Consider the following 21,652-nt stretch of genomic DNA (forward strand, 5'->3'; position numbering starts at 1 on the left):
GCCATTTATGTTTATCACTAAAAATGAAGAGGTTGCTATGTCTCTCAATCCTACACATCTACGCGAGATGATCGCGCAGGACTCAACTGCACTTTTACAACTCAAGCAATTGCTTGCCTATGAGCGCGAACAATTAGAGCAGCGCAAGCAAGATGAACTACCGCGAATTATTGAGCAGAAAACCGCGCTACTTGATCAACTCAACCATAGCGCCAAACAACGCCAGCAGATCCTCACCGCACTCAACCTACCTACCAATGCCCAAGGCTGGAACACGTTACTCCAACGTAACATTACCACCCAGCCGCTAGTAGAGGACTGGGCATTACTAGTAAACGAATTTGAAGACTGCCAAAAAATGAATGATATTAATGGCAAAATGATTGCAAGATCCCAGCAAACTTTAAGTCACTTACTAGGCCTTTTGAAAGGCAAAATACCCGCACCCTCACTCTACACAGCGCAAGGCACCAAAACCCAAGCCACGTCATCCTACACAGTAGCTAAAGCCTAAATCACTCAACCCCCAAAAGGACAGCCGTCGCTGCCCTTTTGCTCTTTATCAAAAGCACTTTGGTTTTTACAGGAAAAATCCATACAATACTCGCGACCGACGCGCAACGCACTGCTACTTGCCGCAAGCTAAACATCTATCCACAACGGATACTCAATCTTCCTATCACGAAAAAGGACACCCCAGTTGAGCAAATGGCTGATTCTGTGCGCCCTTCCCCTACTTACCTCACTAATACTATCGCGATTAATTATTCGTTATTTCGGAAGACATCTACTAGATAGACCCAATAATCGCAGCTCCCATCAAATACCCACACCAAGAGGCGGAGGCATAGCCCTGGCGCTGGGAGTAGTCATTTCGGTATTGACAGGATGGAGCTTCGGGCATATCAACAACGCTCCACTTTACTGGTTACTAATCCCTTCCGGGCTAATAGCAATTCTTGGGATTTGCGATGACTTATTCAATTTAAAGATCGGCACACGCCTTGCCATGCAATTTTTGCTTTCTAGTGTAGGATTGTTTTTTATTGGGAGTCAGAGCGAGCTTTCACAATCCACTCAGGTGTTAATTGCAGGCCCTATACTTTTATTTATTGTATGGATGACAAACCTATACAATTTTATGGACGGGATTAACGGATTAGCAGCACTTCAGGCACTCAGTGTTTGTATGTGCATGACTTTTATCTATTGGATACTCTCCACCAATACAAACATCATTTATTTGCTAATAATTATCGCCGCAAGCTCACTTGGATTTTTATTTTGGAACTTTCCCATTGCAAAACTTTTTATGGGAGACTCAGGTAGTCTTTTCTTAGGCTTAAGCTTTGGCCTCCTAACCATTGAAAGCATGAATGAAGGCACTCACCTTGCTATAGCATGGTTAATTATGCTGGGCGTATTTATTGTTGATGCCAGCTACACACTTTTTTATCGCTTGGCTACCAGACAAGCATTCCATCAGGCCCATAGAACACACGCTTATCAAAAAATTGCCATCAAATACAACTCGCATACCTATGCAACACTTGCAATAGTTACTATTAATTTAGTGTGGCTTTTCCCAATTGCTATCGCAGCCGCAGCCAAACAATTGAACTATATAGCTGCACTAATAATTGCTTATATACCGCTTCTATTGTTTGCCAGAAAATTTCACGCGGGTCGAATTGATCATTCACCCCACAAGTAATACTTTGTTCTCTTCGGGTAGCAGCCGTGCACCAATCGAATAACCGGTAGGAACCTCAAATAACAGGGTTTTAATCAGGTCACAATTATTTGACTCGCAAGCAATGGCCAAGCGCGCCAAAAACAATTCCATTTCCTGCCAGGAAATAAACTGCTCCATGGCCCGAAATATTCTGCTGTGCTCTGTTGACTCCACATTATCGCCGATTAGAAGCTCTTCAAATAATTTTTCACCAGGGCGCAAACCGGTGTAGCTAATTGCAATATCACCATCACGGTGATGCTCATCACGAACAGTCAGCCCTGAAAGACTAATCATGCGCGCTGCCAAGTCGACAATTTTTACCGGCTCCCCCATATCAAGCACAAAAACATCTCCGCCATGACCCATCGCACCCGCCTGTATCACCAACTGCGCAGCTTCACGAATCGTCATAAAATATCGAATAATATCAGGATGAGTTACAGTAACTGGGCCGCCCTCTTTTATTTGTTTACGAAAAAGAGGAACTACCGAACCAGATGAGTCCAACACATTACCGAATCGCACCATAACAAAACGAGTTAACGGCTGTTTTTGCGCAAGACTTTGCAGAATCAATTCTGCCAAGCGTTTTGACGCCCCCATAAGATTCGTTGGGCGCACAGCTTTATCAGTGGAAATTAACACAAACAATTCAACGTCAGCTTTTATAGCGGCCTCAGCACAGAATCGTGTTCCAAATACATTATTTTTCATCCCCTCCACACAATTACTTTCCATCAAAGGGACATGTTTATACGCCGCGGCATGGTATACGGTTTGAACACCATACTGCCTCATAATCGAATCTAGTAGCAAAGCGTTTTGAACAGAACCAAGCAATGCCACTACATCAACCTGATCGATATTTTTTGCCGACAACTCTTGTTCAATACTGTAAAGACTAAATTCGTTGTGATCGATTAATATTAACTTTTGCGGCTTAAGCTCAATAATTTGCCGGCATAGTTCGCCACCAATAGACCCCCCCGCCCCTGTCACCAAAACAACCTTACCCGATACCGAGGCCTCCATTAAATGCAGTATAGGCTGGACACTATCGCGACCAAGCAAGTCATCCACCTCAACATCACGAATATTCTCGATCCTTGCTTTGCCAGACAAAATATCGGAAAACTCAGGAATTGTTTGAACGTTAACGTGGTATTTTTCAAGCTTTTTAATGATCTCCAGCCTAGTACTATGCGAGGCTCGCCCCAGTGCAAGCAGCACTTTATTTGCCCCAGTAGATGCAACCAGCTTAGGAATGGTTTTAGGCGAATATATTTTTATATTTGAGAGTACTGTTCCATGCAAAAACTTATTATCATCAACAAACGCAGCTACACGGTACCCTGTATCCTGTAGCGCCTGTAACAATTGATAACCCGTTCTACCAGCCCCATAAACAATTACAGGAACAGCATTCTTTGCAGGTAAAGCGCCCACCATCAAAATGACATGCCGCACCAGCAGCCTCGGCCCACCAATAAGTAAAATCATCAACGCTATATAAATAAAAGGAACCGAACGAGGAATTTTTGAGTAAGTCATAAAGCCAGAAATGGCCAATGTTGCGCCTGACAAAAAAACACAAATAACGATGGTCACTATTGCAGGTTGAGTCATGTATCGCAAAATGGCTCGATACATCCCCATGCGAATAAAAATAAACAAACTGGAAACAATTGTTATCAGTAGCGCAGCCAATTCTTTTGAAGTAATTATTATGTCGAAAGTACCAAGGCGCAAACAAATTGAAATATATACACCCAGAGCAATAGCAAGCGCATCATAGGATAAAGAGATCAACCGCTTTGCAGGCCGGGATGCCTCAAATAATTTCGTCAACATAGATAGCAGCTCAGCGAAGCACAATACAGGCAGCAAAAAACAAGATAAAAAGAGGAGAGTGACGGAGAAAGGGAAGATACAAAAACGGGACCGCCCTGGCAAGCGACCTTAACAATAAGATATAGCGTTATAACTTTGTAATACTCTCATTCACGCGATCACGCATTTCCTTTCCCGGTTTAAAATGCGGCACATACTTTCCCTCTAGAACCACAGCATCACCAGTTTTAGGGTTTCTACCTGTACGAGGAGCACGATAGTGTAATGAAAAGCTGCCAAAACCACGAATCTCGATACGTTCGCCAGACGCAAGAATATCAGACATGTAATCCAACAAAAGCTTTACTGACATTTCAACATCTTTAATAGTTAGCTGGTTCTGCTTTTCAGTAATATATTCAATCAATTCTGACTTTGTCATAACCTGATCTCTGTTTATTAGAAACACTCAAGCATTAGAACTGAACAACTCAATACAAACTATTAAAAATTATAGCTAAGTAAAAATCGGTGACCAGATATACCAGTCACCGACTCGCAAGAAAGATTACTCTTTGCTTTGCATTTGCGCTTTAATCAGGTCACCCAAAGTGGTCGGAGAAGCTTGATCAGACTGCTTGCTAGAAAGCTCTTTCATAGCGGTCTTTTCTTCTTCTACATCTTTAGATTTCACTGACAGGCTGATGCTGCGGTTTTTGCGATCTACCGCAATAATCTTAGCTTCTACCTCATCACCTACTTTGAGCAGGTTGCGCGCATCTTCAACTTTCTCACGGCTCAACTCAGAAGCTTTCAAAGTAGCTTCTACGTCGTCAGCCAAGGTGATTACAGCTGCTTTAGCTTCAACTTCTTTAACGATACCTTTAACAACGGCACCCTTGTCATTTACAGAAACGTACTCTGAGAATGGATCGGTTTCAAGTTGCTTGATACCCAAAGAAATGCGCTCACGCTCTGGATCGATTGCCAATACAACAGTTTCCAGCTCATCGCCCTTCTTGTACTTACGCACAGCTTCTTCGCCAGCTTCGTGCCAAGAAATATCAGACAAGTGAACCAGACCGTCGATGCCGCCATCCAAACCGATGAAGATACCGAAGTCAGTGATAGACTTGATTTTGCCGCTGATCTTGTCACCTTTCGCGCAAGTACGAGCAAATGCATCCCATGGGTTTTCTTGGCATTGCTTCAAGCCCAAGGAGATGCGACGACGCTCTTCGTCGATATCCAACACCATAACTTCGATTTCGTCGCCCAATTGGACAACTTTTGAAGGATGAATGTTTTTGTTAGTCCAGTCCATTTCTGAAACGTGGATCAAACCTTCAACACCTTCTTCCAACTCTGCGAAGCAGCCGTAATCAGTCAAATTGGTTACTTTTGCTTTCACACGAGCGCCTTCTGGGTAACGCTTGGTGATTTGAATCCATGGATCTTCACCCAATTGCTTCAAGCCCAAGGATACGCGATTACGCTCACGGTCGAATTTCAATACTTTAACGTCAATTTCTTGACCAACTTCAACGATCTCACCAGGATGCTTAATACGCTTCCACGCCATATCAGTGATGTGCAGCAAGCCATCTACGCCGCCCAAATCAACGAATGCACCGTAGTCGGTAAGATTTTTGACGATACCTTTAACTGCTTGACCTTCTTGCAGGGTAGCCAGCAATTCATCGCGCTCAACAGAGTTAGCTTGTTCCAATACCGCACGACGAGAAACAACTACGTTGTTACGCTTTTGGTCTAACTTGATGACTTTAAATTCAAGCTCTTTACCTTCGAGATGAGTAGTTTCGCGCACAGGGCGAACATCTACCAATGAACCTGGAAGGAAGGCACGAATACCAGCAACGTCAACGGTGAAACCACCTTTAACCTTGCCATTAATAACACCTTTGATAACTTCTTCAGCAACATGAGCTGCTTCAAGAATTTTCCACGCTTCGGCACGCTTGGCCTTCTCACGTGACAATTTAGTCTCGCCGAAACCGTCTTCAACACTTTCCAGCGCTACTTGTACTTCGTCGCCGATTTGGAGAGTCAACTCACCCATTTCGTTGCGGAATTGCTCAGCAGGAATAACACCTTCCGATTTCAGGCCAGCGTGAACAGTCACCCAGTCCTTGTCGATGTCAATTACTACACCAGTAATAATGGTCCCAGGAACCATATCAACAGTTTTTAGGCTTTCTTCAAATAACGCAGCAAAACTTTCGTTCATACTCATGGTATTACCTATAAATTAGAGGCACCGACGTCAACAACACGCCTTACCTATTCCGCACGGCCAGTCACACGGGTCAGTTAAAGTAACGTGAAAACCCCCTCAGGCTGGGTTTGACAGCTTTCACTACTGCTAAAATGACATTTAGTGGTCAACTCAAAGAATGGAATATTAGCAGGTGCGCAAGGCTAGCAGAATGCCCTTTATATTTCAATAGCTTAGCTAAAGTTAGCGGCACACCAAAGCGACAAAATTGGCAGGTTTACAAGACACTCGGTGTTTTGCCTGGACACTTCAGACAAAACATAAAAAACGCAGCATTATCAGCGACTTACCGTACAACACTCAGGCCGCGACCAACAGCATAGTATTTAAAACCCAATGCCGCCAATCGATCTGGCTCATACAAATTCCGCCCATCAAAAATGACAGGGGCGCGCAAAGCCAACTTAAGCAACTCGAAGTTGGGGGCTCGAAAGTTTTTCCATTCTGTACAGATAATCAAAGCGTCTGCCTTTTCAAGCGCCGCCTCTTTAGTCCCGACAAGCTTAAGATCATCCCTCAAACCATAAATATGCTGTGTTTCTTCCATGGCGACGGGATCATAAGCCTGAACTTTTGCACCAGCAGCCCAGATAGCCTCCATTAAAACCCGACTAGGGGCTTCACGCATGTCATCGGTATTCGGCTTGAAGGATAAGCCCCATACAGCAAACACTTTGCCTTGAATGTCGCCATCAAAGTGACGATCAATATAGCCAAACAATTTATTTTTCTGAGCTTGATTTACCCTATCGACCGCCTCCATAAGGCCAGCCTGATAATCAACATTGCGCGCTATTTTAATTAGCGCCCTCACATCTTTGGGGAAACAGGATCCACCATAACCGCATCCAGGATAAATAAAGTGATACCCAATTCGCGGATCCGCACCTATACCATTCCGAACTTTCTCTATATCAGCACCTAATAACTCAGCCAAATTAGCCATCTCGTTAATAAAACTTATTTTGGTTGCCAACATCGCATTTGCAGCATATTTTGTCAGCTCCGCCGAGCGCACATCCATAAAAATCATTCGATCGTGACTGCGGTTAAATGGGGCATACAGCTCGCGTAATAACAACTCAGCCTTTTCACTATCGGTTCCAATTACAATTCGATCAGGCTTCATAAAATCATTGATTGCAGCCCCCTCTTTTAGAAACTCAGGATTAGAAACAACATCAAAAGGAACATTTTCACCGCGCGCTGCTAACTCGTCGGCAATCGCTTTGTTGACTATTTCTGCGGTACCTATAGGTACAGTAGATTTATTAACGACAACCTTATAATCCGTGATGCAGCGGCCAATTGTTTTAGCTACCGCAACAACATACTGTAGGTCTGCAGAACCATCCTCACCTGATGGCGTGCCTACTGCAATAAATTGCAATTCACCATGCTGTACAGCGCGATCCATATTTGTAGTGAAATTAAGCAAACCATTTAGCACAGCTTGCTTAACAACAGACTCGAGCCCCGGCTCGTAAATCGGAATTATCCCGGCACTCAAGTTATCCACTTTAGCTTGGTCAATATCAACACAAAGAACATCATGCCCAACATCCGCCAAGCAGGCACCAGTCACCAAACCAACATAACCAGTACCAAATACAGTGACTTTCATTAGAAACCTCTAACTTAAAATAACTTACGAGCGACCATAACTATCTTCATAACGAATAACATCGTCATCTTCAAGGTAAGGACCCGACTGAACCTCGACAATCTCCAAAGGTATCTTACCGGGGTTACTTAATCGATGCTTTGTGCCCACAGGAATATAGGTTGATTCATTCTCTGACAACAGAATGGTCTCCTCACCTTTTTGTACCAATGCAGTACCCTTCACAACAATCCAGTGTTCAGCGCGATGGTGATGAATCTGTAATGATAAACTTCCGCCAGGCTTCACACGAATACGATTCACCTGATAGCGATCACCACTATCTATTGCGTCATAGCATCCCCAAGGCCGATAAATTTCTCGATGCTGAAGATGCTCAGAGCGATTTTGTTTTTCGATATGAGTGATAATTGACTTTACTTGTTGCGCCTGCGATTTATCTGCAACCAATACAGCGTCTGGAGTGTTAATAATCATTAAATTATTTACCCCCAACGTGGCCACCAGCTTATCCTGTGAAAACACCAACGTGTTAGTTGAACCTATATCGATGCTGTCGCCAATCAAGCTATTGCCTGAGGCATCTTTGTCGGAGAGATCCCAAAATGATTTCCAGTCTCCTACATCACTCCAACCCGCATCGAGAGGTACACAAACTACATTTTTACTTTTTTCCATCAATGCGTAATCGATAGAAATATTAGGCGCTTGTGCAAAAGAATCTTTATCAACACGAATAAAGTCCAGATCCTGCACAGCCCAGATTTTAGCTTGCTCAGCAGCAACAATTACATCGGGACTTTGCTCCTGCAACTCGCGCAAAAAAACTTCCGTCTGAAATACGAACATACCGCTATTCCAGTAATAGCAGCCCTCAGCCAGATAATCTTCTGCGGTAGCCAAATCCGGCTTTTCTACAAACTCAGACACAGGAAAAAATGCATGATCATCAGAATCATTTTGCGTTTTTATGTAACCATAGCCGGTTTCGGGGCGTGTAGGCTGTACCCCGAAAGTAGCAAGGTGACCATCTTGAGCTGCACCAATAGCGTCCGCCACTGCAATTTGAAAAACCGCGACATCGCGAATCATATGATCGGCTGACAACACCAAAAGAATAGGATTGTCACCCAACGTTTGGGCATGAATAGCAGCTAGTGCTAGTGCCGGCGCAGTGTTACGAGCAATTGGCTCAAGAATTATCGATGATTCTTTCTGACCAATCTCATGCAGCTGCTCTGCCACCATAAACCGATGCTCCTCATTGCATACAACAATGGGTGGAGCTAGATTTTGCACGCCCTGCAAACGCAACAGTGTCTGCTGCAACATAGTCTTGTCGCCGAACAATTTCAGCAGTTGTTTTGGATAATGCTTGCGAGATAAAGGCCAAAGGCGCGTTCCCGAACCACCAGCAAGTATTACAGGAATGATCAATTAATTCTCCTTATACACAAAGGGTTGCACCTGAAGCGTCGAGCTGATTACTTCATCTGAGCTTAACCAACGCAGATTTGCAAACAACTCAGCCTGACCATTAATTAAATCTTGTAACGCTCTTTCATAAATGATGTAAATGCGCCACCGACCTCTGCATGACGCTCACCATAAATAACATTAGCCATCATATAACCGATTTTTGTTCCACAATCATGACTACGCCCCACTAATTGATAAGCTTCAACAGTTTCCTGCCCAAGAAGCGCATCCAAGGCGTCCGTCAATTGAATCTCACCACCAGCACCCGGCATGGTTTTCGCCAACAAATCCCATACTGTTTTAGACAAAACATAACGCCCAACAATCGCCATATTGGAAGGAGCCTCATCAATGGGTGGCTTTTCTACCATTGCTTTAATAGGCGCCGTTTTTCCTACCGGAATATCCACGCCGGAACAATCTACAACACCGTATTTATCAACTTGATGATGTGGCACCTGCTCGACAAGAATCTGACTATTGCCAGTTTCCTCAAAGCGCTTCGTCATTCCCGCCAAATTATCTTGTTTGAGATTGCATTCAGCATTATCAACAATCACATCAGGCAACAAAACCGCAAACGGTTCATCACCTACAACAGATTTAGCGCAAAGAATTGCATGCCCCAAACCTTTAGCCTCAGCTTGACGCACCGAAATTACCGTAAGACCTGGCGGTGTAATAGAGCGCACTTCGGCAAGTAATGAACGCTTCAGACGCGACTCGAGCTGTGCCTCCAACTCAAAACTGGTGTCAAAGTGATTTTCAATAGCATTTTTACTGGCATGAGTTACCAATACGATTTCTTTAATACCTGCCGCTGCCGCCTCTTCAATCACATATTGAATTAATGGTTTATCAACCACTGGCAGCATTTCTTTGGGAATTGCCTTGGTTGCAGGCAACATACGTGTTCCAAGACCTGCCACAGGAATAACTGCTTTTTTAACTTGCATGATAGTATCCTTTTAAATTTTTTATGTTAGCCGTTGAGTAAACTCAATACTTCAGCTGTTTTTTGCTCAACCAATACTTGATCATTACGACTCTCCACATTAAGTCGCACGACTGGCTCGGTATTAGACATGCGCAAATTAAATCTCCAGGTATCGAATTCAAGGCTGATTCCATCGGTCTTATCGATAATTTTTGCATCGGCAACATAGTGATTAAACACTTTATCAATTGCAGTTTTTGGATCTGCAACATGACTATTTATTTCGCCTGGCGAGGGGAACTTTGCAATCCTATCTTCGAGCATGCTCGATAGCGTCTGCTCTTTACGCCCTAACAACTCACTCACCAGCAACCAGGGAATCATTCCACTATCGCAGTAAAAAAAGTCGCGAAAATAATGATGCGCGCTCATCTCTCCACCATACACAGCGTCTTCTTCACGCATACGCTCTTTGATAAAAGCATGCCCGGTTTTGGACTGAATCGCTTGGCCTCCATTTTTTTGGGCAATATCGAGCGTATTCCACGTCAGCCGGGGGTCATGAATAATTTTTGCGCCTGCGTTTTTAAGTAAGAAAGCCTCCGCTAACAAACCGACAATATAATAACCTTCGGTAAATGCGCCGGTTTCATCAAACAAAAAACAACGATCAAAATCCCCATCCCACGCAATTCCCATATCTGCGCTATGCTCGATCACCGCTGCGGTAGTCGATGCACGATTTTCTACCAGCAGCGGATTGGGAATACCATTCGGGAAAGTGCCATCAGGTTCATGATTGATCTTAATAAATTCGAAAGGAAGGTATTTTTCGATAGCATCGATAACGTGCCCTGCCGCGCCATTACCTGCATTCACCACCAATCGCAATGGCTTTAGCTGAGTCACATCGACATAAGACAACAAGTGCTGAACATAAGCATCTAAAATACTCAGCTCGCGAATATTGCCGCGCGCTGAAAAATCCACTTGCGCGAAATTATTATCCTCCGCCAGCCGCTTTATATCATTCAACCCGGTATCGCCACTAATTGGCTTTGAGTTGGCGCGTACCAATTTCATTCCGTTGTAATCAATTGGATTATGGCTAGCTGTTATCTCAATACCACCATCAGTTTTCAAATAACTTGTTGCAAAATAAATCTCTTCTGTGCCCGCCATTCCTATATCGATAACGTCAACACCTTCATCACGTAAACCATTACTTAATGCATTCTTTAACGTCTTACTGGTCAAACGGACGTCGCCACCCACTACCACGCTTTTAGGTTTTAGAAACTGCGCATAAGCGCGGCCGATACGATAAACAATATCTTCATTGAGCTCATCACCCAGCTTTCCGCGAATATCATAGGCTTTAAAACAGGTTAAGTTCATATTCTAATCTCATCATAAATGGAGGCTACTTTCTGCAATGCTGCTGTGCTGAATATATTGTTATGGAGAGGATTGCATGCAAACTAACTGAATACCCTTACGGATATGGGTACCGCCTGCACTAAGATTTTAATGTAATAGCTGCTAACATTTTTGTAAAAACCTCATCAATTGACAAAGCAGTGCTATCAATTATCACCGCGTCGAGCGCTGGTTTAAGTGGAGATATGGAGCGATTAGAATCGCGCTCATCGCGCTCACGTATATCTTTTATCAACTCACTCATTTCAACAGTTTCGCCTTTTGCCCATAACTGCTTGTAACGTCGCTCCGCCCGAGCCTCCGCGCTGGCAGTCAAAAACAACTTAACCTGAGCATCTGGAAAGACTGTTGCTCCCATATCCCGTCCATCAGCAATCAACCCTGGTGCGACAGCAAACGCTCGCTGACGTTCAAGCAGTGCAGCCCTCACTTCTGAATAAGCAGCAATCCGTGATGCAGCCATACCAACTACTTCTTGGCGAATTGCACCCGCCACGTCTGCATCTTCCAGCAAAATCTGAGCCGACTCGCCATTTTCAAGGCTGAATCTCACATCCAGCCCTTCTGCCAACTTACTTATGGCTTGCTCGTCGCCCAGCTCAACACCTTTTTTTATCGCTGCCAGTGCAACCAGACGATAAAGCGCACCACTATCCAGCAGATGATAATTTAAATGTCGCGCCAACATTTGACTAAGAGTTCCCTTGCCGGAACCACTTGGACCATCGATAGTAATGACAATGGGAACAGAAACATTCATAGCAAACACCAAATTCCTTAATGACCACACACACCAAAAATTAGATCAGCGTTTTAATAATAGATTTGCAGGTTTCGGTAGGATCTACAGACTGGGTAATTGGCCGACCAATTACCAAATAACTGCTGCCAGCCATTATTGCAGCAGCGGGAGTTAACGTACGTCGCTGATCATCCGAGGGCGAGGTATCCAAGCGAATACCCGGGGTTACAAGACAAAATCCGTTGCCAAGTTTAGAGCGCATCAACGCAGCTTCTTGAGCGGAGCATACTACTCCGTCCAGACCGCAGCGCTGCGTAAGACTAGCCAGCCTCATAACTTGTTCTTCAGGACTGTTTGCAATACCTATGCCTGACAAATCTGTCGCATCCATGCTAGTAAGAACCGTAACAGCTATTAATAAGGGGACGTTGCCCGTACGACGCTCCAAAATTTCACGAGCTTCAACCATCATCCGCTCGCCGCCAGATGCGTGCACATTAACCATCCATACACCTAATTCAGCAGCAGCTTTAACCGCTTTACTGGTAGTGCTGGGAATATCGTGAAATTTAAGGTCGAGAAAAATCTCAAATCCCAGAGCCATCAATTGTTCGACAATCTTGGGGCCACATGCAGTAAATAGTTCTTTGCCTACTTTTAGACGACAATCTTGCGGAGATAATCGCTTTGCCATGGCTAGACATTGATCTGCATTATCAAAATCCATGGCGACAACAATGCGCGGACCCAGAGTGGACATTTCTTAACCTCATAAAAAAGAAGAGCCCGAGTCAATAGACTCGGGCCCTCATTAAAACAAAAATTCCCGCAAAATTCATTCGTTAACACCGGCTAGAGCGTTAACAATCACTTAAATGCGGATATTTTCTCGATTAGCAGCAAGCGTTGCCTCTCCGATACCCTTAACCTCCAATAACTGCTCTACTGTTTTGAAGTTACCATTCTCTTTACGCCACGCAACAATAGCTTCAGCCTTCTTTTCACCTATGCCTTTCAGCTTGGTCAATTCCTGCACATCTGCAGTATTAATATTAATACCCGCCTGAGGTGCAACCATTTCAGTCTTAGCTGTAGGTGATTTCACTGCTGGCGTATCAACTGCAAATGCCAAGGAAGAGGTGCCAAAAGACAAAATTATGATAGATAAAAAAGAAAGAATAAATTTCATTTGATGCTCCTTATGAGGTTATGAAAAATCGTACACTTTTCCGTGCACCCAACCAGAGTATTATATTTTGCAGTTGTCACCCAGCCGACAAATACCAAATCGACTGTGCGATATTTCTTACAAATTCGAGCCGAAAAAAAGCCCTAGTTCACACTAGGGCTTCGGGCCACAAAGAATTTATCTTTTGTGGTTTTTTCTTCCGCAATTTGCAAGCTTACTTGCGAAAGCCTGGCGGTAACGCGCCGCCAGGAGGCATGCCGCCCGGCATCATACCGCCGATACCGCGCATCATTTTTTGCATGCCGCCGCCTTTCATTTTGCCCATCATTTTTGCCATTTGTTTGTGTTGCTTTAACAAGCGGTTAAGGTCTTGGATTTGGGTGCCTGAGCCCGCTGTGATGCGGCGCTTGCGCGAACCACTCAAGTCATCCGGATTGCGGCGCTCTTCTGGAGTCATGGAGTTAATAATAGCTTCCATGGTTTTAAATTGTTTGCCCATGTTGGCGCTCTGCGCCATTTGCGCCACATTGCCAAGGCCCGGCAACTTATCCAGCATGGAGGTTAAACCACCCATGTTTTGCATTTGTAACAATTGATCGCGCAAATCTTCCAAATCAAATTTTTGACCTTTGGTCACTTTCTTGATCAGCTTTTCTGCTTTTTCTTTATCGACGGTGCGCTCAACCTGCTCGATTAACGACAGTACATCGCCCATACCCAAAATGCGCGAGGCAATACGGTCAGGATGGAAAGGCTCGAGTGCATCCACTTTCTCGCCCATACCCAAAAACTTGATGGGTTTACCCGTAATATGGCGCACAGAAAGTGCCGCACCGCCGCGCGCATCGCCGTCGGCTTTGGTAAGAATGACACCGGTTAATGGCAGTGCATCGTTAAATGCTTTAGCAGTATTGACCGCATCCTGACCGATCATGGCATCGATCACAAACAAGGTTTCAATCGGGTTGATCGCCGCGTGAATATCCTTGATTTCGGTCATCAAATCTTCATCGATATGCAAACGGCCAGCAGTATCGACAATCAATACATCAAAAAATTGCTTTCTGGCATGGTCGATAGCATTGCGTGCGATATCGAGTGGTTTTTGCTCACCGGTTGATGGGTAACACTCAACGCCCACTTCCGTCGCCAATGTTTGCAACTGCTGAATAGCTGCCGGACGATAAACGTCCGCACTCACGACCAATACTTTTTTCTTTTCACGCTCTTTTAAAAAACGCGCCAGTTTAGCCACCGACGTTGTTTTACCCGCACCTTGCAGTCCCGCCATTAACACTATGGCCGGTGGCTGTTGCGCCAGGTTCAGCGATTCATTCGCCTGCCCCATGGTGGCGATCAATTCGGCTTCAACAATCTTGATAAATTGCTGGACAGGATTCAATGCCTTGCTAATTTGTTGACCCAAGGCGCGGCTGCGCACCTGATCGATAAAAGCTTTAACAACTGGCAGCGCCACATCCGCTTCCAGTAATGCTTTTCGCACATCGCGCAACGCATCTTTAATATTGTCTTCACTGAGGCGCGCCTTACCGGTAATACTGCGCAGCGTGTGGGATAAACGGTCGGTTAGATTCTCAAACATAGCCTGTCTCAAACAAACGGTTGATTCGCGGCGGGTCAAACACGGTGGATTGCTCCAAGGTCAGCCCATAAAAAGTGGCGATAATTATACCCACAAAGCCAGTGCAATGGGTGCAATCTCACACAGAATACCTACTGGGGTCATAATCTTGTTAATAAGGATACTTCTCATCTACCCTTCTCTTTAAGGGTACCTTGTGACACACTTGCGGCCTTGGTTTAGCCCATGAAAACACCTACGGACCAGCCCTATCAGCATGATGACCCTAAGCGCCAACCTAATTGCCATTTTTATTTACACCGCTGCTGCTATTTATTTTGGCAGCCAATTTGCGCGCCAAAAATCCTTCCAACCTTCACAAATACTCGGCACTGCCGCACTGGGGCTGCTTGTACACGGCATAGGTGTTTATGGTATTAGCATGGATGGCAGCAGCTTGAACTTCAGCTTATTCTCTGCCTCGTCGCTCATTTTTTGGGTCATCAACGCGATTGTATTAGTTAGCAGCCTGAAAAAAGAATTACACAATTTATTCTTATTATTATTCCCACTGTCGGCGATTTCGGTTGTCGCATCCATCACCGCAACGAATCCCGAGTGGCAACACTCACTTAGCTACACCATTGCTGCACACGTTATTCTTTCTATTCTCGCCTATAGTTTGCTTACCATTGCCAGTTTGCAAGCCTTGATCTTGGCTTACCAAAACCACGCACTCAAAAACAAAAGCCGTATTGCGAATGCACGCCTGTTGCCGCCATTGCAGACAATGGAATCCCTTTTATTTGAACTACTCTGGGTTGGAGAAATATTACTTACACTGGCGATAATGTCAGGATTCTATTTCTTGGAAGATATGTTCGCGCAACACTTGGTACACAAAACGGTGTTTGCTTTGATTGCCTGGTTTATTTATGCCCTGCTGTTGTGGGGGCGCCACCAAATGGGTTGGCGCGGCAACAAAGCGATTCGCTGGGCACTAGCGGGCTTTATCTGTTTGATGCTCGCCTATTTTGGTAGCAAGCTCGTACTTGAAATTATTTTGAATCGCGCATAAAAAGTAAATGCAAACGCACTTACTTTTGCCCTTTTGATTCTGCTTCCGTTATTTCACTTTCATCTGCCGCGGCATGTTTATTGAACCGATCAATTGGCACCTCACTACGAACTCTCAATTTATGCAAGATCCAACCGCATAATGCTGCCACACCGATCAAACCGCCGAGCAACACCACAAGCGCCAGCAAATACCCGCCCAGCTCTTGCCAACTCAACCCCCAACCATTCACCAACAGTAAAATAAAACAGGCGCCGGCGATAAGATTCAGGCCAAGGCCGCGACTTTTAAGTAGTTTGCGAAGAATCATTCAATCTCTCGAAATTAATGTCTCAATAAAACCTATGCCGAAAATAATTGCTCTAGCGCGTAAGCAACACCCGCGTCATCCGCCGATTTAGTCACCCAATCGGCAACTGCTTTCACATTTTCATTGGCATTACCCATGGCCACCCCTATACCGGCCATTTGCAAGAAATCCATATCCGATTCCGCATCACCAAACGCAATTACCTGATGCGCCGCCAGTTGATGGTGATCCAGAAAAAAATCAAATGCGCGCTGTTTGGTTGCAGCGCCGGCGATAACACTGGCGAATTGCCAGTCTGGATAAGCCGCCAAATAAGCGCGCGCAAAAATCAATTGTGGAAACTGCTGTTCCAAGAGCGAAATTTTATCGCCCTGGGTGACACGATTTACACCCACCAATAATTTGGACACATTATTGTGCATCACTACCGATGTTAAATCGCTCAATTCAGGATTCACCCGCAAATGTGCCGCATGCACTCGGCTAATTTCCGTGTGTTGCGGCAAATAAAAACCAGTTGGGGTGTAGGCTTCTGCATACAAATCCAAGCGCTGTGCCGCCTGCACTACCGCCAAAGCATCAGCACTTGGCAGAGGCACTTCCAACAGCGTCTGTTGCGAACGAGGATCAAATAAATGCGCGCCGGTATAAAACATACCGGCATCATTAATCCCCAATTCATCCACCAAAAAACGCGCGGCAAAATAAGGGCGCCCCGAGGCAATAGCTGTTTTAATTCCTTTTGATTTGAGATGAGCAATTGCAGAATAAAGCTGAGGATGAATTTGGCCGCGAGAATCGAGCAACGTGCCATCAATATCAAAAAATGCCAGCCGGATATCAGCTGCCGCCGCTCGTAAACCTGCAGAGGGTTGCATGCCCCTAGCCAACCATTACTTGCACAAGTACATAGGTCAAAGCAAACACGCTAATCGCGATCAACTTTACCAGCAAACTTTTTTGAATAGCCGATAAAAACTGAAAACGAGAATGTTTGCTCACTAATAATTGCGACAACACATAGACAACTAAAAATCCGCCCGCCCAATAAAGTGCGTATTGATTAAATAATTCTACTTTCATTATCACTCACTCAGGTCGACTCGCGACGCCATTGGGTAGTGCCATCACGCGAGTCTTCCAGCACCACGCCGGCAGCGAGTAATTCTTTGCGAATTTCATCTGCACGGGCATATTGTTTGTCTTGTTTAGCTTGAATACGCTCGGCAATTAACTGCTCAACCGTTTCAGCTGCAATTTGATCTGAACCACCTGCCTGCAAAAACACTTCCGGATTTTCTTGTAACACACCCAGAATTAGCCCCAACGCTTTTAACTGACCAGCAAGATTTCTCGCCAGCTCAGGGTTACTTTTTGCATTATTTAATTCACGTACCAAATCAAACATACCTGCTAATGCCACGCGCGTATTAAAGTCATCATTCATGGCTTCAACAAAAGCCAAATAATAGGCGCTGGACTGCATTTCACTTAATGGTAAGGGTGCAACATCGGCATAATCACGCAAACCACCGTAAAAACGTTCGAGGCCACTGCGCGCCTCAATCAAGTTATCTTCCGCATAATTAATCGGGCTGCGATAGTGGCTGCTAATCAATAAAAAGCGCACCACTTCTGGGTGATATTTCTCCAACACATCGCGAATAGTGAAAAAATTGCCGAGCGATTTCGACATTTTTTCGCCATCAACGCGCACTGCACCAGCATGCATCCAATAGTTTACGTATTTGCAGCCGTTTGCCGCTTCGCTCTGTGCAATCTCATTTTCATGATGTGGGAATGGTAAATCAGGGCCGCCGCCATGAATATCAAAGGTTTCACCGCAGCAATTTTTGCTCATCGCTGAACATTCAATATGCCAGCCAGGACGACCATTACCCCAGGGGGATTTCCATGCAGGCTCACCTGTTTTGGCGGCTTTCCACAATACAAAATCACGTGGATCTTCTTTTACTTCGTCAACTTCGATGCGAGCACCGACCAATAATTCATCTACATTTTTATTGGTAAGTTTGCCGTAATCGGCAAAGCGCGTAACACGGTAATAAACATCGCCATTGGTTGCTGCATAAGCAAAACCTTTATCAATCAAGGTTTTGTTCATATCCACGATTTGATCGATATAAGCTGTTGCGCGCGGCTCAATGTCCGGACGGGCAATTCCCAAACGAGCTTCATCTTCATGCATATATTCGATAAAACGTTTGGTCAGCGCATCAAACTCCTCGCCATTTTCATTTGCGCGCTTGATAATTTTATCGTCGATATCGGTAATATTGCGCACATAACTCACATCCCAATTCTGACTGCGCAAAAATTTGGTAATGACATCAAACGCAACTAATACACGCGCATGCCCTATATGACAGTAGTCATACACGGTAATACCGCAGACATACATAGAAATTTTGCCCGGGTGAATCGGTTTAAAAGTTTCTTTTAGACGCGTGAGTGTGTTGTATATCTGCAGCATGTTATTCCTGATCTTCCGTTTTGCCGAAGCTGTCTTTTAAACTAATGGTGCGATTGAAAACCGGTTTTTCGGTTGTGCTGTATTTACTATCCAAGCAGAAGTAACCCTGCCGTTCAAATTGATAGCTATTCCCAACCGAAGCAGTAGCCAAACTAAGCTCCGCCTTACAACCTTGCAGAACTTCCAAGCTGTCAGGGTTGATACAATCGAGGAAGTTTTTACCGCCTGCATCAGGCGCTTCATCGAGAAATAAACGGTTATACAAACGCACTTCGCAATCAAGGTTTTGTGTAGCCGAAACCCAATGAATAACGCCCTTGGGTTTCACTCCATCTGCAGGATCTTTACCCAAGGTGCCCTCAACAATACGTGCTCGCACTTCAATAATATTGCCAGCAGCATCTTTAATCGCTTCATCCGCTTCGATCACGTAAGCACCGCGCAAACGCACACGCTTGCCGGTCACCAAACGCTTATATTTTTTATTCGCTTCTTCACGGAAATCTTCTTGTTCGATAAATACTGTTTGTGTAAACGGCAAGGTGCGATCACCCAAATCAGCACGATTGGGATGATTATGAACCGTTAAAGTTTCCACTTGATCGGCCGGATAATTAGTGAGCGTCACCTTCAAAGGTTTTAACACACACATGGCGCGCGGTGCGTTTTTATCCAGATCATCGCGCACACAAAATTCCAGCACACCCACATCGACGACGCCATCTGAACGGGTTACACCAATGCGCTCACAAAATTCGCGCAACGCTGCTGGAGTAAAACCGCGGCGACGCATACCGGAAATGGTGGGCATACGCGGATCATTCCAACCATCCACATGATGCTCGTCCACAAGTTGTTTAAGTTTGCGTTTACTGGTTACCGAATAATTAATATTTAAACGCGCAAATTCATATTGGCGCGGAATTGCAGGTACTGGCAGGTTTTGAATAAACCAATCGTATAGTGGTTTGTGATCTTCAAATTCCAGCGTACAAATCGAGTGAGTGATGCCTTCAATCGCATCACTTTGACCATGAGCGAAATCGTAAGAAGGATAAATACACCACTTGTCACCGGTTTGATGATGATGTGCTTTTTTAATGCGGTAGATAATCGGATCGCGCAAATTAATATTGGGCGATGACATATCAATTTTTGCGCGAAGAGAGCACGCGCCCTCTTCAAATTCACCTGCGCGCATTTTTTCAAACAGCGCAAGATTTTCTTCCACACTGCGCTCACGGAAGGGGCTATTTTTACCCGGCTCGACCAAAGTGCCGCGATACTCGCGCATTTGCTCTGCATTTAAATCACAGACAAATGCCAAGCCCTTATTAATTAGATCAATCGCCCAGGCATGCAGCTGATCAAAATAATCGGAGGTGTAGCGCACTGCGCCATCCCATTTAAACCCTAACCACTCTACATCTTGTTTAATGGCATTAACGAACTCTTCGTTTTCTTTTTCGGGGTTGGTATCGTCAAAACGCAAGTTACACGCGCCACCAAACTCATCTGCCATACCAAAATTCAAGCAGATAGATTTCGCATGACCAATGTGCAAATAGCCATTAGGTTCCGGTGGAAAACGGGTAACGATTTTTTTATGCAGCCCTTGCTCCAGATCTTTGCGGATAATCTGTTGAATAAAATGCAAAGGTTTGGTTTTTACTTCAGTGCTGCCAGTATCGGCAGCACTCATCGCTGAATGATTGTCGCTCATGGGATAAAAAATCCGTTAGGTGTGATCGTAAATCTGGGGTGAACTTGATGATGGCGCTATTGTACTGAGTCGAGGTCGCTTTTCATACCGAGAAAAATATGTACTGCGAGCAAAAAACACTCAATTAGCTGATGCTGGAGGTGGTGCCGCGCGATAATCGCTGCGCCGATTCAATTGATAGCGCCTGACCGCTTGATTGTGTGCCTCAAGACTATCAGAGAACTCACTGGTGCCATCGCCTTTCGCTACAAAATAAAGCGCCTTACCCGGTGCTGGATTAAGCGCAGCCTTAATCGAGGCAGCACTAGGCAGCGATATAGGTGTAGGAGGCAGCCCTTCTATCACGTAGGTGTTATAGGCAGTTGATTCCTGAAGATTTTTGCGCGTAATGCGCCCCTTGTAGTTATCGCCCATGCCATAAATAACCGTCGGATCAGTTTGTAATTTCATACCTTGCTGCAAACGACGCACAAACACGCCAGCGATCTGATCGCGCTCACTGTGATGCCCAGTTTCACGTTCGATGATAGAAGCCATAATCAAGGCTTCATAGGGGGTTTTGTAAGGTAGATTAGGGGCGCGCTTTTCCCACTCATCATCTAACAGCGACTGCATTTTGCGAAAGGCATTTTGTAGAATCTCTACATCCGCGGTGTTGCGACTAAAACTATAGGTGTCTGGAAAAATCCAACCCTCAAGTTCTTTTATGGGTAGCGCCAATAAAGCCAATTGCTCTGCGCTAGATTTGCCCGAAAGCTGGTGATCAATAGCATCCATTTTTTCCAAAGCGGCCAGCGCTTGCTTAAAAGTCCAGCCTTCAACAATCGTAACTTGATACAAAATCACATCGCCTTTCATTAGCTTTTGTAACAAACTTTTAGGGGTTGTACCCTGCGGAAAAAAATATTCTCCCGCATGCACTTTATTCGCGTTGTTAAAACGTGCATAAAGCCTCAGTAGACGCGGGTGATGCAATATTCCCGCACTGCCCAAATCATTCGCCAAAAACCCTAAAGATTGACCTTGTTTTAGCTCATAGGTATAGCCCGATTCATCGATTTGTAACGGCGTGTCTAACCAATTTTGCACATAAAACCATAGTGCCATAGCAGCTAAACATGCAGCCAAAAGAATACCTGCCGCTACGACAAATAACTTCAGCACCAAAGAGGATTTTTTACTCATAATAA

The 21,652-nt window shown here is 44.8% G+C and carries 20 protein-coding genes; 3 read left to right on the forward strand and 17 right to left on the reverse strand.

Annotated elements, in window-relative coordinates:
• Nucleotides 1-37 precede the first annotated feature (37 nt).
• Complete coding sequence (locus AC2CG4_RS16350; protein WP_484487287.1) at nt 38-514, forward strand: flagella synthesis protein FlgN; 477 nt, start codon at nt 38-40, stop codon at nt 512-514.
• Between the two features lie 186 nt (nt 515-700).
• Complete coding sequence (locus AC2CG4_RS16355; protein WP_484487288.1) at nt 701-1,714, forward strand: MraY family glycosyltransferase; 1,014 nt, start codon at nt 701-703, stop codon at nt 1,712-1,714.
• On the opposite strand, the gene AC2CG4_RS16360 is transcribed toward AC2CG4_RS16355, so the two are convergent.
• The 11 genes from AC2CG4_RS16360 to ffh form a co-directional block, all read right to left on the reverse strand.
• The gene (locus AC2CG4_RS16360) at nt 1,700-3,589 is read right to left on the reverse strand and encodes a polysaccharide biosynthesis protein (protein WP_484487289.1); all 1,890 of its coding nucleotides are present in this window, start codon (nt 3,587-3,589) and stop codon (nt 1,700-1,702) included. The two genes, AC2CG4_RS16355 and AC2CG4_RS16360, sit on opposite strands and share 15 nt — an antisense overlap.
• 127 nt (nt 3,590-3,716) lie before the next feature.
• The gene (gene ihfB / locus AC2CG4_RS16365) at nt 3,717-4,010 is read right to left on the reverse strand and encodes an integration host factor subunit beta (RefSeq protein ID WP_394986637.1); all 294 of its coding nucleotides are present in this window, start codon (nt 4,008-4,010) and stop codon (nt 3,717-3,719) included.
• 126 nt (nt 4,011-4,136) lie between these two features.
• On the reverse strand, nt 4,137-5,816 hold the full coding sequence (gene rpsA / locus AC2CG4_RS16370; RefSeq protein ID WP_062060538.1) for a 30S ribosomal protein S1: 1,680 nt from the start codon (nt 5,814-5,816) through the stop codon (nt 4,137-4,139).
• 334 nt (nt 5,817-6,150) lie between these two features.
• Nucleotides 6,151-7,488 carry a UDP-glucose dehydrogenase family protein gene (locus tag AC2CG4_RS16375; RefSeq protein WP_484487290.1) on the reverse strand — a complete coding sequence of 446 codons (1,338 nt, stop codon included), beginning with the start codon at nt 7,486-7,488 and terminating at the stop codon, nt 6,151-6,153.
• Between the two features lie 24 nt (nt 7,489-7,512).
• Nucleotides 7,513-8,925 carry a mannose-1-phosphate guanylyltransferase/mannose-6-phosphate isomerase gene (locus AC2CG4_RS16380; protein ID WP_484487291.1) on the reverse strand — a complete coding sequence of 471 codons (1,413 nt, stop codon included), beginning with the start codon at nt 8,923-8,925 and terminating at the stop codon, nt 7,513-7,515.
• Nucleotides 8,926-9,029: 104 nt separating this feature from the next.
• Nucleotides 9,030-9,923 (reverse strand): UTP--glucose-1-phosphate uridylyltransferase GalU, encoded by an 894-nt coding sequence (gene galU, locus AC2CG4_RS16385; RefSeq protein ID WP_484487292.1) that lies wholly within the window; start codon nt 9,921-9,923, stop codon nt 9,030-9,032.
• Between the two features lie 26 nt (nt 9,924-9,949).
• Nucleotides 9,950-11,302, reverse strand: coding sequence for a phosphohexomutase domain-containing protein (locus tag AC2CG4_RS16390; RefSeq protein WP_484487293.1), 1,353 nt, complete (start codon nt 11,300-11,302; stop codon nt 9,950-9,952).
• Between the two features lie 121 nt (nt 11,303-11,423).
• A complete protein-coding gene (gene cmk / locus AC2CG4_RS16395; RefSeq protein WP_484487294.1) occupies nt 11,424-12,104 on the reverse strand; it encodes a (d)CMP kinase in 681 nt (226 codons plus the stop codon).
• A gap of 40 nt (nt 12,105-12,144) precedes the next feature.
• Nucleotides 12,145-12,846 carry an orotidine-5'-phosphate decarboxylase gene (gene pyrF, locus AC2CG4_RS16400; RefSeq protein WP_484487295.1) on the reverse strand — a complete coding sequence of 234 codons (702 nt, stop codon included), beginning with the start codon at nt 12,844-12,846 and terminating at the stop codon, nt 12,145-12,147.
• A gap of 111 nt (nt 12,847-12,957) precedes the next feature.
• Nucleotides 12,958-13,275 carry a ComEA family DNA-binding protein gene (locus AC2CG4_RS16405; protein WP_484487296.1) on the reverse strand — a complete coding sequence of 106 codons (318 nt, stop codon included), beginning with the start codon at nt 13,273-13,275 and terminating at the stop codon, nt 12,958-12,960.
• 214 nt (nt 13,276-13,489) lie between these two features.
• On the reverse strand, nt 13,490-14,878 hold the full coding sequence (gene ffh / locus AC2CG4_RS16410; protein WP_484487297.1) for a signal recognition particle protein: 1,389 nt from the start codon (nt 14,876-14,878) through the stop codon (nt 13,490-13,492).
• 256 nt (nt 14,879-15,134) lie between these two features.
• Between ffh and AC2CG4_RS16415 the strand changes: the two genes are divergently transcribed.
• A complete protein-coding gene (locus AC2CG4_RS16415) occupies nt 15,135-15,935 on the forward strand; it encodes a cytochrome C assembly family protein (protein ID WP_484487298.1) in 801 nt (266 codons plus the stop codon).
• A 19-nt stretch (nt 15,936-15,954) separates the two neighbouring features.
• Here AC2CG4_RS16415 and AC2CG4_RS16420 read toward each other — a convergent pair whose 3' ends face one another.
• From AC2CG4_RS16420 to mltG, 6 genes are all read right to left on the reverse strand, one after another.
• Nucleotides 15,955-16,245 carry a hypothetical protein gene (locus tag AC2CG4_RS16420; RefSeq protein ID WP_484487299.1) on the reverse strand — a complete coding sequence of 97 codons (291 nt, stop codon included), beginning with the start codon at nt 16,243-16,245 and terminating at the stop codon, nt 15,955-15,957.
• Nucleotides 16,246-16,277: 32 nt separating this feature from the next.
• Complete coding sequence (locus tag AC2CG4_RS16425) at nt 16,278-17,123, reverse strand: HAD family hydrolase (protein ID WP_484487300.1); 846 nt, start codon at nt 17,121-17,123, stop codon at nt 16,278-16,280.
• Between the two features lie 4 nt (nt 17,124-17,127).
• A complete protein-coding gene (locus AC2CG4_RS16430) occupies nt 17,128-17,328 on the reverse strand; it encodes a hypothetical protein (protein ID WP_484487301.1) in 201 nt (66 codons plus the stop codon).
• A 10-nt stretch (nt 17,329-17,338) separates the two neighbouring features.
• Nucleotides 17,339-18,739, reverse strand: a complete 1,401-nt coding sequence (gene cysS / locus AC2CG4_RS16435; RefSeq protein WP_484487302.1) for a cysteine--tRNA ligase — start codon at nt 18,737-18,739, stop codon at nt 17,339-17,341.
• A gap of 1 nt (nt 18,740) precedes the next feature.
• Nucleotides 18,741-20,462, reverse strand: a complete 1,722-nt coding sequence (locus AC2CG4_RS16440; protein WP_484487303.1) for a glutamine--tRNA ligase/YqeY domain fusion protein — start codon at nt 20,460-20,462, stop codon at nt 18,741-18,743.
• Between the two features lie 120 nt (nt 20,463-20,582).
• Entirely contained in the window at nt 20,583-21,647 is a 1,065-nt protein-coding gene (gene mltG / locus AC2CG4_RS16445) for an endolytic transglycosylase MltG (RefSeq protein ID WP_484487304.1), read from the reverse strand.
• Nucleotides 21,648-21,652 lie beyond the last annotated feature (5 nt).

The sequence above is a fragment of the Cellvibrio sp. ATLC23 genome (assembly GCF_057196725.1).

What these genes read in the sequence shown, in the direction of transcription:
- AC2CG4_RS16350 (WP_484487287.1), top strand. Translation starts at nt 38, where the DNA reads ATGTCTCTCAATCCTACACATCTACGCGAGATGATCGCGCAGGACTCA.
- AC2CG4_RS16360 (WP_484487289.1), bottom strand. Translation starts at nt 3,589, where the DNA reads ATGTTGACGAAATTATTTGAGGCATCCCGGCCTGCAAAGCGGTTGATC.
- ihfB (WP_394986637.1), bottom strand. Translation starts at nt 4,010, where the DNA reads ATGACAAAGTCAGAATTGATTGAATATATTACTGAAAAGCAGAACCAG.
- rpsA (WP_062060538.1), bottom strand. Translation starts at nt 5,816, where the DNA reads ATGAACGAAAGTTTTGCTGCGTTATTTGAAGAAAGCCTAAAAACTGTT.
- AC2CG4_RS16375 (WP_484487290.1), bottom strand. Translation starts at nt 7,488, where the DNA reads ATGAAAGTCACTGTATTTGGTACTGGTTATGTTGGTTTGGTGACTGGT.
- galU (WP_484487292.1), bottom strand. Translation starts at nt 9,923, where the DNA reads ATGCAAGTTAAAAAAGCAGTTATTCCTGTGGCAGGTCTTGGAACACGT.
- AC2CG4_RS16390 (WP_484487293.1), bottom strand. Translation starts at nt 11,302, where the DNA reads ATGAACTTAACCTGTTTTAAAGCCTATGATATTCGCGGAAAGCTGGGT.
- cmk (WP_484487294.1), bottom strand. Translation starts at nt 12,104, where the DNA reads ATGAATGTTTCTGTTCCCATTGTCATTACTATCGATGGTCCAAGTGGT.
- pyrF (WP_484487295.1), bottom strand. Translation starts at nt 12,846, where the DNA reads ATGTCCACTCTGGGTCCGCGCATTGTTGTCGCCATGGATTTTGATAAT.
- AC2CG4_RS16405 (WP_484487296.1), bottom strand. Translation starts at nt 13,275, where the DNA reads ATGAAATTTATTCTTTCTTTTTTATCTATCATAATTTTGTCTTTTGGC.
- ffh (WP_484487297.1), bottom strand. Translation starts at nt 14,878, where the DNA reads ATGTTTGAGAATCTAACCGACCGTTTATCCCACACGCTGCGCAGTATT.
- AC2CG4_RS16415 (WP_484487298.1), top strand. Translation starts at nt 15,135, where the DNA reads ATGATGACCCTAAGCGCCAACCTAATTGCCATTTTTATTTACACCGCT.
- AC2CG4_RS16420 (WP_484487299.1), bottom strand. Translation starts at nt 16,245, where the DNA reads ATGATTCTTCGCAAACTACTTAAAAGTCGCGGCCTTGGCCTGAATCTT.
- AC2CG4_RS16425 (WP_484487300.1), bottom strand. Translation starts at nt 17,123, where the DNA reads ATGCAACCCTCTGCAGGTTTACGAGCGGCGGCAGCTGATATCCGGCTG.
- AC2CG4_RS16430 (WP_484487301.1), bottom strand. Translation starts at nt 17,328, where the DNA reads ATGAAAGTAGAATTATTTAATCAATACGCACTTTATTGGGCGGGCGGA.
- cysS (WP_484487302.1), bottom strand. Translation starts at nt 18,739, where the DNA reads ATGCTGCAGATATACAACACACTCACGCGTCTAAAAGAAACTTTTAAA.
- AC2CG4_RS16440 (WP_484487303.1), bottom strand. Translation starts at nt 20,462, where the DNA reads ATGAGCGACAATCATTCAGCGATGAGTGCTGCCGATACTGGCAGCACT.
- mltG (WP_484487304.1), bottom strand. Translation starts at nt 21,647, where the DNA reads ATGAGTAAAAAATCCTCTTTGGTGCTGAAGTTATTTGTCGTAGCGGCA.